This window comes from Streptomyces sp. NPDC005181 (assembly GCF_040608395.1).
Lineage (GTDB): Bacteria > Actinomycetota > Actinomycetes > Streptomycetales > Streptomycetaceae > Streptomyces.
Genome location: NZ_JBEXID010000132.1, coordinates 1 through 13,308 on the forward strand (window position 1 = coordinate 1; position 13,308 = coordinate 13,308).

11 protein-coding genes and 2 pseudogenes are annotated in these 13,308 nt (G+C 68.8%); 8 read left to right on the top strand and 5 right to left on the bottom strand.

Annotated elements, in window-relative coordinates:
* Window positions 1-92: 92 nt before the first annotated feature.
* Together ABZV38_RS36915 and kdpF are read right to left on the bottom strand one after the other, a co-directional pair.
* Window positions 93-605: pseudogene (locus tag ABZV38_RS36915) on the bottom strand (potassium-transporting ATPase subunit KdpA); the annotation flags it as partial.
* Between the two features lie 12 nt (window positions 606-617).
* Window positions 618-707, bottom strand: a complete 90-nt coding sequence (gene kdpF, locus ABZV38_RS36920; RefSeq protein WP_356332876.1) for a K(+)-transporting ATPase subunit F — start codon at window positions 705-707, stop codon at window positions 618-620.
* 548 nt (window positions 708-1,255) lie between these two features.
* On the opposite strand from kdpF, the gene ABZV38_RS36925 reads away from it, so the two are divergent.
* Window positions 1,256-2,401: a magnesium and cobalt transport protein CorA gene (locus ABZV38_RS36925; RefSeq protein WP_356332878.1), complete on the top strand. Its 1,146-nt coding sequence runs from the start codon at window positions 1,256-1,258 to the stop codon at window positions 2,399-2,401.
* 104 nt (window positions 2,402-2,505) lie between these two features.
* Here ABZV38_RS36925 and ABZV38_RS36930 read toward each other — a convergent pair whose 3' ends face one another.
* The gene (locus ABZV38_RS36930) at window positions 2,506-2,826 is read right to left on the bottom strand and encodes a hypothetical protein (protein WP_356332881.1); all 321 of its coding nucleotides are present in this window, start codon (window positions 2,824-2,826) and stop codon (window positions 2,506-2,508) included.
* Between the two features lie 335 nt (window positions 2,827-3,161).
* Here ABZV38_RS36930 and ABZV38_RS36935 point away from each other — a divergent pair, with 335 nt between their 5' ends.
* The 4 genes and pseudogenes from ABZV38_RS36935 to ABZV38_RS36950 form a co-directional block, all read left to right on the top strand.
* Entirely contained in the window at window positions 3,162-3,716 is a 555-nt protein-coding gene (locus tag ABZV38_RS36935; protein WP_356332883.1) for a hypothetical protein, read from the top strand.
* Window positions 3,717-3,785: 69 nt separating this feature from the next.
* Entirely contained in the window at window positions 3,786-8,375 is a 4,590-nt protein-coding gene (locus tag ABZV38_RS36940) for a cation-translocating P-type ATPase (protein WP_356332885.1), read from the top strand.
* A 150-nt stretch (window positions 8,376-8,525) separates the two neighbouring features.
* Entirely contained in the window at window positions 8,526-9,608 is a 1,083-nt protein-coding gene (locus ABZV38_RS36945) for a magnesium and cobalt transport protein CorA (RefSeq protein ID WP_356332887.1), read from the top strand.
* A 433-nt stretch (window positions 9,609-10,041) separates the two neighbouring features.
* Window positions 10,042-10,281 (top strand): annotated as a pseudogene (locus ABZV38_RS36950) (hypothetical protein); the annotation flags it as partial.
* 125 nt (window positions 10,282-10,406) lie between these two features.
* On the opposite strand, the gene ABZV38_RS36955 reads toward ABZV38_RS36950, so the two are convergent.
* Window positions 10,407-10,535 carry a hypothetical protein gene (locus ABZV38_RS36955; RefSeq protein WP_356332889.1) on the bottom strand — a complete coding sequence of 43 codons (129 nt, stop codon included), beginning with the start codon at window positions 10,533-10,535 and terminating at the stop codon, window positions 10,407-10,409.
* A 427-nt stretch (window positions 10,536-10,962) separates the two neighbouring features.
* Between ABZV38_RS36955 and ABZV38_RS36960 the strand changes: the two genes are divergently transcribed.
* Window positions 10,963-11,175 (top strand): hypothetical protein, encoded by a 213-nt coding sequence (locus ABZV38_RS36960; RefSeq protein WP_356332891.1) that lies wholly within the window; start codon window positions 10,963-10,965, stop codon window positions 11,173-11,175.
* Window positions 11,176-11,792: 617 nt separating this feature from the next.
* Window positions 11,793-12,074, top strand: a complete 282-nt coding sequence (locus ABZV38_RS36965; protein WP_356332893.1) for a hypothetical protein — start codon at window positions 11,793-11,795, stop codon at window positions 12,072-12,074.
* Window positions 12,075-12,097: 23 nt separating this feature from the next.
* Here ABZV38_RS36965 and ABZV38_RS36970 read toward each other — a convergent pair whose 3' ends face one another.
* Window positions 12,098-12,751, bottom strand: a complete 654-nt coding sequence (locus ABZV38_RS36970; protein WP_356332895.1) for a hypothetical protein — start codon at window positions 12,749-12,751, stop codon at window positions 12,098-12,100.
* Between the two features lie 21 nt (window positions 12,752-12,772).
* On the opposite strand from ABZV38_RS36970, the gene ABZV38_RS36975 reads away from it, so the two are divergent.
* The gene (locus ABZV38_RS36975; protein ID WP_356332898.1) at window positions 12,773-12,982 is read left to right on the top strand and encodes a hypothetical protein; all 210 of its coding nucleotides are present in this window, start codon (window positions 12,773-12,775) and stop codon (window positions 12,980-12,982) included.
* Window positions 12,983-13,308: the final 326 nt, after the last annotated feature.

Below are 13,308 nucleotides of genomic sequence, written 5' to 3' on the forward strand. Positions count from 1 at the left end.
GCCCACAGGCTGAGATGCTCCTCCGTCACATCCACCAGCATGACCACTCAACGACAGCACCGATCAACCGTCACAAGATCTGCTGCTGTAGTACGCGTCAGATCCACCCAGAAGTTCCCGACGCGATCGGTCTTCTTCCTCGTGAAGCCACGGATCAGCGCGGTGACGACGGCAATACCCACGGCCGCGGAGACGAAGTTCTGCACCGCGAGGCCCGCCATCTGGACCGTATAGCCCATGGTCGACTCGCCGGAATACGACTGCCAGTTGGTATTGGTGACGAAGGATGCCGCGGTGTTGAAGGACTGGTCCGCGGTGACCGGCTTCATTCCCAGCGACAACAGCAGATGGTTCTGCAGGCGCAGGACCGCGTACAGGAACAGCACCGACACCGCGGAGAAAGCCAGGACGCTGCGCAGGTAGACCGACCACTTCTGGTCGGCATCGCCGTTCACTCCGCCTGCCCGGTAGATCAGGCGTTCGGCACGGCCATGGTGATCGGTGGTCAGGACGCGGGCCATGTAGCCGCCCAGCGGACGGAACGAGAGGCATAGCGCGACCACCAGGGCGAGCACCTGGAGCCAGCCCGCGAGGGTGTCGTTCATCCGGGCTCTCTCCTAGAACTTCTCAGGGAAGATCAGGCAGACGACCAGGTAGACCACGAGGCACGCGGCAACGACGAGTCCGACGATGTTCTCCACGCTCACAGGCGTCCTACCCCCCTGGCGGCCAGGCCGATGAGGACGAATACCGCGACCGTGAGGCCGATGAACGCGACATCCGACATGCGCAAGGCACCCCGCAGAGTCGTCAGGGGCGGCACTGCCCGGCCCCTGTTGGAGTATGGGGTCATTTGGTATACGGGAGTTGATATGTCCTGACGGTACATCAGCCGGCTCCGGGAGTGCGCCGCCACTCCGCGGGGCGATGGAGTGACGCTGGAGCGTGGTGGTCCGGAGGGGCCGCAGCTCACGTAGCAGCCGGGATGGACGCCTGGCCAGTACCGGGTGGAGTGCGAGCCCCTCAACGACCGGCATCGGCCCAGGGTGGCCACCCAGCGGGTATACGCTCCTCGCTGGCCGAGTCCAGCGCGTACCGAAAGGCAGGTGAGACCACGATGGTTGGTGAACCTCCCAGTCGTACGCCGCGAGACGCTGCCACGACCGGAACCTAGCCGGATCGGACGACGGCGTCTGCGGCGTTTCCTCACGCATCCCTACGCCTTCTGCTTCCTGCCCCACGGAAGGGTCCCGTCGTGTCCGAACGTCGTCTGCGTGCCCTGCGCGCATTCAAGAAGCAGGCCAAGCGCCCGGCCGCGCCCCGCCCCACCGATGAGCGGTCCGGCGCGGCTGCATCGACCGAGCAGCAGCCGTCCCATGAGACCAGCGTCATCGCTGCCGCGCTGTACCGCGACGGCTGTCGCACCAGCACCCATGACTCGCTCGCCGAGACCTTCCAGAGGCTCCGCGAGGCGGACGGCGGCATGGCCTGGATCGGCCTGCACCGCCCGACCGAAGCTGAGCTGCTTTCCGTCGCCGACGAGTTCGATCTGCATCCGCTCGCCGTCGAGGACGCGTTGGAGGCACACCAGCGACCCAAGCTGGAGCGCTACGGCGCGACGCTGTTCGTGGTGCTGCGCGCCGCCCGCTATCTGGATGCCGCCGAAGAGGTCGACTTCGGTGAGCTGCATGTCTTCGTCGGACCCGATTTCGTGATCACCGTGCGCCACGGGGCCGCGCCGGACCTGGCAGCGGTCCGACGCCGCATGGAGGACACCCCGGATCTGCTCAAGCGTGGCCCTGAGGCTGTGCTGTACGCGATCCTCGATGCGGTCGTCGACGGCTACGCGCCCGTGGTGGCCGGCGTGGAGAACGACGTCGACGAGATCGAGACCGAAGTCTTCAGCGGCGACCCGAAGGTGTCCCGCCGGATCTACGAGCTCTCCCGGGAAGTGGTGGAATTCGCGCGCGCGACCCGCCCTCTGACCAGGATCCTGGAAGGACTGAGCGCCGGATTCGAGAAGTACGGAATCGACGAGGAACTGCGCCGGTACCTGCGCGATGTGGCCGACCACTCCACCCACGTCACCGAACGTGTCGACGGTTTCCGACTGGCGCTGCAGGACATCCTCGCGGTCAATGCCACCCTGGTCAACCAGCGGCAGAACGAGGAGATGAAGCAGCTGGCCCAAGCCGGCCACGCGCAGAACGAGGAGATCAAGAAGATCTCGTCCTGGGCGGCGATCCTCTTCGCCCCGACCCTGGTCGGCACGATCTACGGCATGAACTTCGAGGAAATGCCCGAGCTCAGCTGGGCCCTCGGGTATCCCTTCGCACTCGCGTCGATGGCTGTCGTGTGCCTCGGGCTGTACGTGGTCTTCAAGCGCAAGGACTGGCTCTGACTCGTCTTCCCGGCGACATCACGGCCCTCATGAGCCCTGACTTCATCGCCGTCGTCCGCCGGGGTTTTCCCGACACCCCGACGGGCTGCTCAGGGCACGGGCGGTCAGCGAGTCCGGGCGTGGGATGACTCGCTCGCCGGGCCCGGGACGGCGGCGGGGGTGCCGCTGTCGAGTGCTTGCCTGGCGAAGCGGAAGGCGTACGGCAGGGCTGCCCTGGTGAGTGCGCCGGCGCCGGCGGCGTGCGCTGCGGCTCCGATGACGGGCTCCGCGCATGCGACGGCGAGCCGGAGGCCACCAGGAGTGCACAGTCGGCCCGCGTACCGCACAGCAGGGCGGAGCAGGTCGGCGGCGGGAAGGCCGGGGAGCGCGAGGGCGAGAGTCCGGTCTTCGGCACCGCGACGCGGCCAGGTCAGTTCGATGCGCATGAGACAGCTTCCTGGGGAGGTCGGCGTTCGAGAATTCGGCTGTGGGCGGGGCCGGGCACTTACGTCCGCACCCCCTCGCAGCCAGGACACGCGCGGATGCCGGTCGGCGGTCTGCGGCGGCCCCCGTAGGGACCGGCCGGCCGGCCGGCCTCCTCGGACTCGTCGTAGCTGGGAAGGCTCTCGGCGCGAGGCCTCCACCGTCGGTTACCTCATTCGGCGGCAAGAAGATACGTCCAGACTTGCCGGAATTGCGTGATCTGGTCAAGGTTGTCGAAAGGTGAGAGGCGTCACGGTCGTCACCGACCGCCACACCTTCCCCACGGAGGAGAGCAACCATGACTGACGGTTCCCATGCGCGTGGCTCAAGGGACACGAAGCTGAAGCATCCCGTCCAGGAGACGCTGGCACACCCCGTGCAGATGATGACGGCCTCTGTGGAGAGGGTTCCCGGTGCGGATCGGGTCAAGGGGATCGTCGACGGTGTGCTGGACTCTGTCGGGATCGTCTCGCCGCAGGCACGACGTGTTGCCGCATACACCGGTGCCGGACTGCTCGGCGTGGCCGGTGTGGTCGAGTGGCCGGTGGCCGTGGCGGGCGCCGCGGTGGTGTGGCTGACGCAGCCGCGTCCCAAGGATGTCGCTGCTGCCGGGACCGCCGGCGGGGCTCGCACCGCAGGGCTGCAGGCGAAGCAGGCCGCCAGGTCGGCCAAGGCATCGGCCCTGTCGGGGGCGGCGAAGAAGCGCTCGGCCAAGGCGACGCCCCCCTCGGGGGCGGCGAAGAGCCGCCCGGCCAAGTCGACGAGCGCGTCGGGGACGGCGAAGAAACGCTCGGCCAAGCGCACCGCCACGAGTACCTCGCGCGCCAAGGCGGGTGCGCGGCAGAAGCCCTGAGGCCGCCCTCCCTTTCCTTGCGACGACCGTTCCGCCCCGGCCCGTGCGGCAAGCCCGTGAAGGTGAGACATGTTGCTCCGCTTGCTGACCGGGCTGCCCGCCGTGGTCCTCCAGAGCGTCTTGGCCGCACCGGCCGAGGCCACCCGCCGGATCGCCCCGCCGGCCTCGGATGCGGTGCGGATGGCCGCTGAGCTCGTGAGCGCCGGTGCGCGCGAGGCTGCGAGCGGGGCGGCGGCCGTTTCCGCATCCGCGCTGCGGGTCGGCAGAGTCGCCCGTAACGCCATGACCCCTCAGGTCGGTTACTGGCGTGCCGGATCCCGGATGCACCTGGCACTGCAGCACCACCCGGACGAGCCCGTTCGAACCATGCAGCGACTCGAGGCGGCCGCCGGAAAGGTGGCCGCCGAGCTGGCCGAGCACCCTGACGTGCTGATCGCCTACTGGGACGGCGGCCTGGGACGACTGGTCGTGCAGACCACCGAAGACGCGCTCAGCGAGTGCGTGGTGGACAACGTGTCCGAACTGGCCGCCGAGCACGGGCTGGTGCACGTCGGTGATCAGACGCTGGAACACACGCACCCGGGCGCCGTCGGGGGCGTACGCGCCGACGCCGTCGCCCTGGCGTGCAATGCAGCGGGTATCGCCACCGCCGTCGTGGCCCGGGCAGCCTTTCTGAAGCGCGCGCCGGAGATCCTCGTGGCCGCGGTCGTCGTCATGCGTGAGGACTCACGGGTGCGCGCGGCGCTGAGCCGTGCGCTGGGCCCGGACACGGGCGATCTGCTCCTGGCCGCCGCCCATGCGGCCGTCTGCGGGATCGGGCAGTCACCGACGCCCCTGCTGCTCGACGCGGCACTGCGAACCGCCCAGTTGGTGGAATCCCTGGCCCAGCTCGCCACGTTCGACGCGGTGCACGACACCCTGTGCGCCCCCGATCGGCTGACGGTGGCCGGAGCCGACACCGTACGGCCGTCGCTGCGTCCCTGCCCGGGCGACGACTATGCCGACGCCGCGGTCAACGGGATGCTGGGCGGCGCCGCCGCCACGCTGCTGTTCACCCGCAGCCTCAAGGGGGCGGCCGAGACCGCACTGGCCGGTGTGCCCAAGGCGGCACGCTACGGTCCGGCGGCGTTCACCGCGGGGCTCGGCAGTGCCCTTGCGCGCGAGGACGTGCTGGTCCGCGACCCCGAGCGGCTGCGCCGGCTGGAGCTCGTGGACACCGTGGTCCTGCATCCCGAAGCACTGCGCAGCACTCGGCGCACCGTGCTCGAGGTTCATCCCAGCAGGGCCGGCTGGGATCACCACCGGTTGTGGCAGGAAGCCACCTCCGCCCTGATCGCACCCGAGGACGAGGCAACGCCGTCCGGTGAACCGCGACTCGGCCTGCGACCGGTGCCCGATGAGACGGCATCGGACGCGGGGCTGATGATCGCGTCGGTGCGTGGTGCGGATGTCGGCACCGTCCTGGTCGGCTGGGAGGTCGACCCGATGGCCGAGGCCGCGCTGGACGCAGCACGCCGGGCCGGCCTGCACGTCGTGGTGGTGGACGACGACTCCCTCGGCGAGTTCGGCACCCTGGCCGACCAACTCGCCTCCACCGAGATCCCGTTGGCCGAGGTGGTGGCCGCCCTGCAGAGCGAGGGCCGAACCGTCCTCACCGTGGCGCGTGTCCCGCACGACCGGAAGGCAGCGCAACGGGGGCTGACCGCGGCCGCCCGCGACGTGCTCGACGGGCTGCTCCGCAGTGACATCGCCGTCGCGGTCACCGACGAGCGCAGTGCTGTCGTCTGGGGCGCGGACATTCTGCCCCTGCGCGGGCTGGAGGGGACATGGCGATTGCTGTCCGCCGTTCCTGCGGCCCGGTCGGTCAGCGGACGTGCCAAGTTCTTCGCGGAGGCGGGCACCACACTCTCCGAGCTTCTGGTGCTCACCCGGGGAGCACGGTCCCAGCGGGTCCCCTTCCCCCTCGAAGTGCGGCTGAGTCCCGTCAATATCGCCACGGGCGCGGCCCTGGTGTGGGGATGGTGCGCCGCGCTGGGTGTCGCCGCCGGTACGGCCCCGCGGCCCAGGGCACGGGTGCCCTGGCACGCCCTGCATCCGGACGAGGTCATGACCCGGCTGTCCAAGGCGCCGCGGACCGCGCCCACCGCATGGACGTCTGTACGGACCCGAGTCGGGCACGTCGCAGGCGCCGCTGTCACGCACCCGGCCCTCGCGCCGGCGCGGGTGAGCGCACGTCTGGCAAGGGCCGTGTGGGCCGAACTGGACGACCCGTTCACCCCCCTGCTGGTGGTCGGAGCCACCGCGTCGGCGCTCCTGGGATCTGCGGTTGACGCCTTCCTCGTCATCGGCGCCGTAGGAGTGAACGCCTTGGTCGGCGGGGTGCAGCGATTGCGCGCGGAGCGAGCACTGTCCGTGCTCGTCACCGGGCAGCGGCAAACGGCCCGGCGCCTACCCGACGCCTCAGCCGGTGAGGCGTCCGTCGTCGAGGCCGCACGGCTGGCGCCGGGTGAGGTGATCGAGCTGCGCATCAACGACGTGGTGCCCGCCGACGCCCGGCTGCTTGAGGTCAGCGGGCTGGAGGTCGACGAGTCCTCACTGACCGGCGAGTCGCTGCCCACCCGCAAACAAGTGGCGGCGGTACCGCAGGCGTCCGTCGCCGACCGCAGCTGCATGGTGTTCGAGGGCACCACGGTGGTGGCCGGTCACGCACGGGCGGTGGTGGTGGGCACCGGCGACCAGACGGAAGCCGGTCGCGCGGCATCCCTCGCCGCCCGGGTCCCCACCTCGGCAGGCGTTCATGCACGACTGCACCGACTGACGCGGCGGGTGCTGCCCCTCACCCTCGCGGGCGGCGCCGCCGTGGCCGGCCTGTCCCTGCTGCGCGGCCGCCCGGTGCGCACTGCACTCCAGGGCGGACTGGCAGTCGCGGTGGCCGCCGTGCCCGAGGGCATGCCCCTGGTGGCAACGGTCGCGCAGATGGCGGCGGCGCGACGGCTCAGCAAGCTCGGTGTCCTGGTACGCACGCCGCGCAGCCTGGAGGCGCTGGGACGCGTGGACACGATGTGTTTCGACAAGACCGGGACCCTGACCGAAAACAGCTTGCGGGTCGTCCGCCTGGTCACCGCGAGCGGCACCGAACACCTTGCGTGCGATCTCGAGGCGGAACCGATCCTTCGCATCGCCACCCGGGCGTGTCCCCGCGTCGTCGAGCAGGTGGGCTTCCACGCCCACGCCACCGACGAGGCCGTCCTGGCAGCCGCCCCGCGCGAGACCGGGTGGACCACCGTGCAGGCCAAGCCCTTCGAGGCGAGCCGGGGCTACGCAGCCGCCACCGGAAACGACGCCGACGGCCACGACATGCTGGTCGTCAAGGGCGCACCCGAAGTCGTGCTGCCCTGCTGCCCCGATGCGGATCCGGCAGCCATCGACACGGCATACGCCCTCGCCGCCCAGGGCCTACGGCTGCTGGCCGTCGCGCAGCGCCGCCTCGCACCGAGCGAGACCGCGGATGCCCTGGACAAGCCGCTCGAACTGCTGGAACTCATCGGGTTCGTGGCACTGGCCGACACCCCCCGCGCCAGCTCCGCCCCGCTCGTGGCCGGTCTCGGCGAGGCCGGCGTACGGCCCGTCATGCTCACCGGCGACCACCCACAGACCGCCCGCTCCGTGGCGATCGCGCTCGGCTGGCCACCGGATGTCACTGTCGTCACCGGTGATGATCTGGCCGCAGTGGACCGGGCGGGGCGAGCCCGCCTGCTCCAGGACTGCGGCGTCGTGGCCCGCGTCGCACCTGAACAGAAACTCCAGGTCGTCGAAGCACTCCGAGAGGCGGGACGCGTCGTGGGCATGGTCGGCGACGGCGCGAACGACGCCGCAGCCATCCGCGCCGCCGATGTCGGAGTCGGCATCGCCGCGCGCGGATCGGCAGCCGCACGCAACGCCGCAGACCTCGTGATCACCAACGACGAACTGTCCGTTCTCATCGACGCCATCGGCGAAGGCCGAGCCCTGTGGCGCAGTGTGGCCGACGCCATCAGCATCCTGCTCGGCGGCAACGCCGGCGAGGTCGGCTTCTCCGTACTGGGCACACTGCTGGCCGGCACGTCGCCGCTGTCGACACGTCAGCTGCTGCTGGTCAATCTGCTCACCGACGTGTTCCCGGCGATGGCGGTCGCGGTCACCCCCCACGATCCGGAACCCGCCTCCGGGCCCACCACATCCGACACCACACCCGTGGGCCTCGCCCTCCTCGGGGAGCCACTGACTCGCCAGATCCGCCATCGTGGCCTGATCACGGGATTCGGCGCGACCACCGCATGGCTCATCGGCAGCCTCACCCCCGGAACAGCACGACGCACCAGCACCATGGCCCTGTGCGGTGTGGTCGGCGCCCAGCTCGCTCAGACCGTCGTCGGACGCCGCCACAGCCCGCTGGTCCTGGCCACCGTCCTCGGCACCGCCGCCGTGCTCATCGCCCTCGTCCAGACACCCGTCGTCAGCCACTTCTTCGGGTGCACGCCGCTGGGCCCACTGGCCTGGAGCGGAGTGGCCATCGCCGTGGGCGCCGCCTCCCTCGCGCCCCACGTACTGCCACAGGCCGAACAGCTGCTGGCCGAACTCACTTCACGACTGCGTCCCGTCGTGCGGTTCGTCCACTGACACCGCACACAAGCACCGCCGGATGAGGGGGAACTTTCAGGCACCCTGGTCCGAAGACGCTCCGGTCGTACGCCCGCCCCCCTCTGCTCCAGGCCGGCACCGGACGATGGCACACTGGCGACCTCTTGTCCGAAGGAGCTCACTGTGCCGATGATCCGCAGTCTCCGCCGTGCGGTGCGCCGCGCCTACCGCCGCAAGGTGGATCTGAGCCACCCGGCCCGCTCCCCGCTGGGCAGCACGGTGGTCAACTCCGTGACCTACGAGGACGGCGTACGGCAGCCCGATGCCGGCCCGACGGACGAGGCTCTGCGGCGGGTCCGCAAGTCCGGCCGCGGCTTCGTGTGGATCGGGCTGCACGAGCCCTCCGAGACAGAGTTCGCGGGGATCGCCGAGCTGTTCGGTCTGCATCCGCTGGCAGTTGAGGACGTGGTGCATGCCCGTCAGCGGCCGAAGGTGGAGCGGTACGACGAGACGCTGTTCGCCGTCTTCAAGACCTGCCGCTATGTCGAGCACGAGCAGCTCACCGCCACCAGCGAGGTGGTGGACACCGGGGAGCTCATGGTCTTCACCGGCTCCGACTTCGTGATCACTGTCCGGCATGGCGCGCACGGTTCGCTCGGCCCGCTCCGGGAGGCCCTGGAGGCTGCCCCCGAGCAGCTGGCCAAGGGACCCGCAGCCGTACTGCACGCCATAGCCGACCTTGTGGTCGACGACTACCTTGCCGTGGCGGACGCGGTGCAGATCGACATCGACGCCGCCGAGACCGATGTCTTCAGCGACCACGCGGGTCGCGGCGACGCGGGCCGGATCTACCAGCTCAAGCGCGAGCTGCTGGAGCTCAAGCGGGCGGTGGCACCACTGGACCGCCCACTGCAGGCCCTGGTCACCCGGCCGATGCCGCCGGTCGGCCCGGACATACAGCCGTATTTCCGTGACGTCGCCGATCACCTGGCCCGCGTCACCGAACAGATCACGTCGTTCGACGCCCTGCTCGATTCGATCCTCCAGGCCCACCTCGCCCAGGTGACCGTCGCCCAGAACGAGGACATGCGCAAGATCACGGCTTGGGCGGCAATCATCGCCGTACCGACGATGGTCTGCGGCATCTACGGCATGAACTTCGACCACATGCCGGAGCTGCGCTGGACCTACGGCTACCCCCTCGTCATCGGCGTCATGGCCGCCGCCTGCCTCGTCCTCCACCGCACCTTCCGCCGCAACGGCTGGCTCTGACCGGTCACCCTGCATGCAGCATGCCGAGGGCACCGTCCGTGAGATCACCACAGGCAGCACGGGCCTGCGTGTCCTCATCACCCGGCTGCAAGCACAGACCTCGTCGCCGAGATCACCCCCAGGCAACTACTGAGCCCGGCCTCGCCGACGGCATGACCGTATATACGGGCATCAAGGCAACCGAAGCGACCATCGTGCCCCTGCCGAGCTCGGTCTCCTTCGCGCTCGATCGGGAGGCGTCCTCCAGCCGCTCAGCTGCTGGCCGCGGCCGGACTCCCCGCGCGAACATCTCGGCGGCCTCGCACCGACATGAAGCTCAGCCAAATCGTCGGCTCAGGACGGCTGCTGTCACAAACACCGTAGCTGCCGGGTCCTAATGAGTGTGTCGGGCCGGCCGCCGCACACCGCACTCAACACACCCAGAGGAGCTCACATGAGCGAGATCCCCGGTATCCGCGTCGCACACGAGGCCTATGCCTTTGCCTGTATGCGCTGCGGATACGGCTGGGAGCAGGCGTACGAGATAGAGCACCACACGGACGCCGCAGGACACGACTTCATCATCCACAAGACGGACGGCGTGCACGTTCCGTCGCCGGTGTCCCGGCCGACGTGCCCGAACTGCGGCGAGCACAAGGTGCGCATCATGCAGGCGGGCCAGGTCTCGTCGGTGAGCACTGACCATTCCGAGGAAGGACCTCAATGACCAGCCCGCGGGCTCCGACCATCCGTGGCGCACCATGCCCCACCACGGCATGACCCGCACATCTCCGGCTCTTCGCTGTCGACCAACACGGATCAGTAGACGTCGCGGACAAACCACTTGTCGGCGGCGAGCTGTTTGACGTACCAAGCCGCGCCGTCGTGGTCGAGACCGCCGTGTGTGACGGCGATGTCGCGCAGTGCCTGGTCGACGTCCTCGGCCATCCGCGCGGCATCGCCACAGGCGTAAAAGTGTGCGCCGTCCTGGAGCCAGGACCAGAGCTCGGGACCGCTCGCCGACGGCGGCCAGGCCTGGAACGACAGAAGCCTTCGACAAGCCCTGTCGCCCCAGCTCAGAAGGCACTTCTGCGCTCCCGCCCAAGATCCGGACGCCACTCGAGCGAAGAGGCGGGCTAGCCGCCGGGACGGCGGCCCCCGGTAGGCGTCGTGGTGGCCGCATCAGGAACCGCTGAGCTGGTCCTCAGTCGAAGCCCAGCTATCAGGGGTACGCGCCAGGGAAGACAAGCCGACGGACGCTGTTCTGAACGACCTGATATCGGAAGAATCTGCTCGCCGAGAGCGGGCAGAGATCGAAGCACGGAAACGGGCGCTACTACGTGAGCACACCGATCTTCACGAAAGGATCAAGAAAATGCCGAAGGCCGTGACACGGCCGGACAGGGAACGGTTGCTGACGGCACGCAAGATCTACGAGAAGGCTGACCAGACCGACCGGCGCGAGCTCGTTTCGAGGCTGGTCCGTGAAATCCGCGTGTACAAAGGCAAGGACATGCCCAACAAGATTGAGGTCTATCCGCTCTGGGTGACCCCGCCACCGGAGATCGCGCCGGCAGTTGCGGCGTAGTCATCCTGGCCTTCGCTCTCCGATTCGTACCTGACTGCTAGGAGTGCTGCCAGATCCCAGAAATCATCGATGCAGTCCTGGCGGGTTCGGATATCAGTATTGTGATCCACGCAGCTCCTTTGGCCATGCAACGGCTCCTGGCCAGGGCCACCAACTGGTGAGAACTCGCTCAGGATGGCCACAAGACAGGGATTGGCCAGGCCGTTCTTTGGTGGTATGCGCTGCTACATGACAGACCTCAGAGGGCGGCGGCCGGCGAATTCGAAGTCGCCCTGGACCATGCGCCAGTCCAACAGCTCCGAGAGCAACTCTTGCAACACCGAAGTCCAACGATGACGGACGATCTCGCACCAACGATCTCACCCCCGATCAGCACGAGCATCTCACCGGAACATCACGCCAGCCCTGCTGACCAGCGGAAATCACGATGGCGGTTCCTCAATGAGCGCTTCGTTCGGTGGTCGGTGTTCGATCCTGGGGCGGTGACCGATGTGCGTGCCGCTGATAGCGTCCGTGCATGAGACACCCCATCACCGCCGTCCTCATAGCTGCCCTTGTGCCGCTCGCGGCGTGTGTTCCCCCCGGAAAATGGGTCAACTTCGACTCCGCGCCCCCACGTGGTCGCCGGTATCGACAGCGACTCCCTGAGTGAAGGGGAACGCCTCTACCTGGACGACGTCCTGGAGAAGGCCCCGGGAACCAAGTCAGGTGTGGAATGGAGGGCGAATGTCATCTCAGCGAAGAAAGTCGAGCTTGACATGCTCTTCGACGGCGAGCGGGTGGACTTCTGCAAAGGCGCCCCGCGACGTGATCGGGACTCCTTCACCGCACAAATGGGGCGCGATAAAGGGGCTTTCACGTTCCTCCGCCAGGAGGCTGCGCGCGCGCACCTGTGCTGAGCCGGGTGCCGCCCAGACGCCGGTCAGGGACCGGTGACGGACTTGATCGTGCCCGGGTGGGTGGCCTGCTGCCAGATCACCGTGAACCGGGAGCTCGGGCGGGCGTCGACCTGGGGTACCCGGCCGTCCGACGTGAGCGTCTTCGTGGTGCCGAAGACGCCGGAACGGCTGACCAGGCGGGCGCTGCTCTTGGTGTAGCTGTATGGGATCGTTGACGTGGGGACGACCGTGTGGAAGACCAGCATGCCGTCGCCGTCGTCGTCGAGAGCGAGGTCGGGCCGGTCGCCTGGACCGAGGGTGGTGACGCTGCCGCGGGTGCCGCCCGCGGACAGTCGACGGCCCACCAACTCGAGCTTGCTGCTGTTGTAGCGGGTCCACACGATCATCGAGTCGCCGTCGAGGTCGGTCGCGAGGGCGTGGTGGAAGCCCACGTTGTCGGTGGAGGCCGAGGTGCGCAGGGGGGACGCCGGCGTGCCGGTGCGGCTCCAGCGCGAGGCCCAGACCTGCGAGCGATCACCGCCGCCGGAGTGGTAGCTGATGACCGCGTCGCCGTCCCGGTCGACGCCGACACGCACCATGCCGAACCCGCCGTACGACGCGATCGACGAGGTGAGCACCTTCGCCGAGGAAACGGACGTCGACGTGATCCGCTTGGCCACGACCTCCGAGCCGCGCACCCAGGCGATGCGTTGCCAACCATGCTGGTGGCCTTCGCCCGCTACAGCCGTGACGAAAGCTTCGCAGTGCTGGGCGCCAACCTCCGCTTCACCATGTTCATGGTCGGAGGATCGATCGCTGGGGCTGTCCTGGGAGGCCTGCTACTCGGCGTGTTTTCCGACGCGATGCTTATCCCCGCATTGGCCGTGATCCTGCTGATTTCCGCGGTCAAGCTCGCCCGTCACGACTGAGGGGAAGCGGCGGCCGGGCAGGCGCACCACTGCGTTGTTGCGACCGTCCATGAACAGCTCAGCCTGGATTCGCTCCGTAAGGTCATCCAACCTGACATCACCAGGTGACATCACCGACAGCGGACAGAGGCGGCGTTGAGCGGTCGTTAGCGATCGCGCCCCACGCGGTCAGGTGCTCCACAAGGCCCAATGCCACTTAGCTTGTGGTGATCGTCATGCCACGAGGCCGAAGGGTTGTTCGTTGGCGAGGCGGATCGTGGCGGGTGTGGGGTGACGGGTGCCGGTATCGGCGGGGCGCTTGACGCGATAGCTGTTGTGGCGGGGGC

Bases quoted from the DNA above. Each gene is read 5' to 3' on its own strand.
- ABZV38_RS36930 (WP_356332881.1), bottom strand. From the start codon at position 2,826: ATGCGCATCGAACTGACCTGGCCGCGTCGCGGTGCCGAAGACCGGACT.
- ABZV38_RS36935 (WP_356332883.1), top strand. From the start codon at position 3,162: ATGACTGACGGTTCCCATGCGCGTGGCTCAAGGGACACGAAGCTGAAG.
- ABZV38_RS36940 (WP_356332885.1), top strand. From the start codon at position 3,786: ATGTTGCTCCGCTTGCTGACCGGGCTGCCCGCCGTGGTCCTCCAGAGC.
- ABZV38_RS36945 (WP_356332887.1), top strand. From the start codon at position 8,526: ATGATCCGCAGTCTCCGCCGTGCGGTGCGCCGCGCCTACCGCCGCAAG.
- ABZV38_RS36955 (WP_356332889.1), bottom strand. From the start codon at position 10,535: ATGGCCGAGGACGTCGACCAGGCACTGCGCGACATCGCCGTCACACAC.
- ABZV38_RS36960 (WP_356332891.1), top strand. From the start codon at position 10,963: ATGCCGAAGGCCGTGACACGGCCGGACAGGGAACGGTTGCTGACGGCA.
- ABZV38_RS36975 (WP_356332898.1), top strand. From the start codon at position 12,773: ATGCTGGTGGCCTTCGCCCGCTACAGCCGTGACGAAAGCTTCGCAGTG.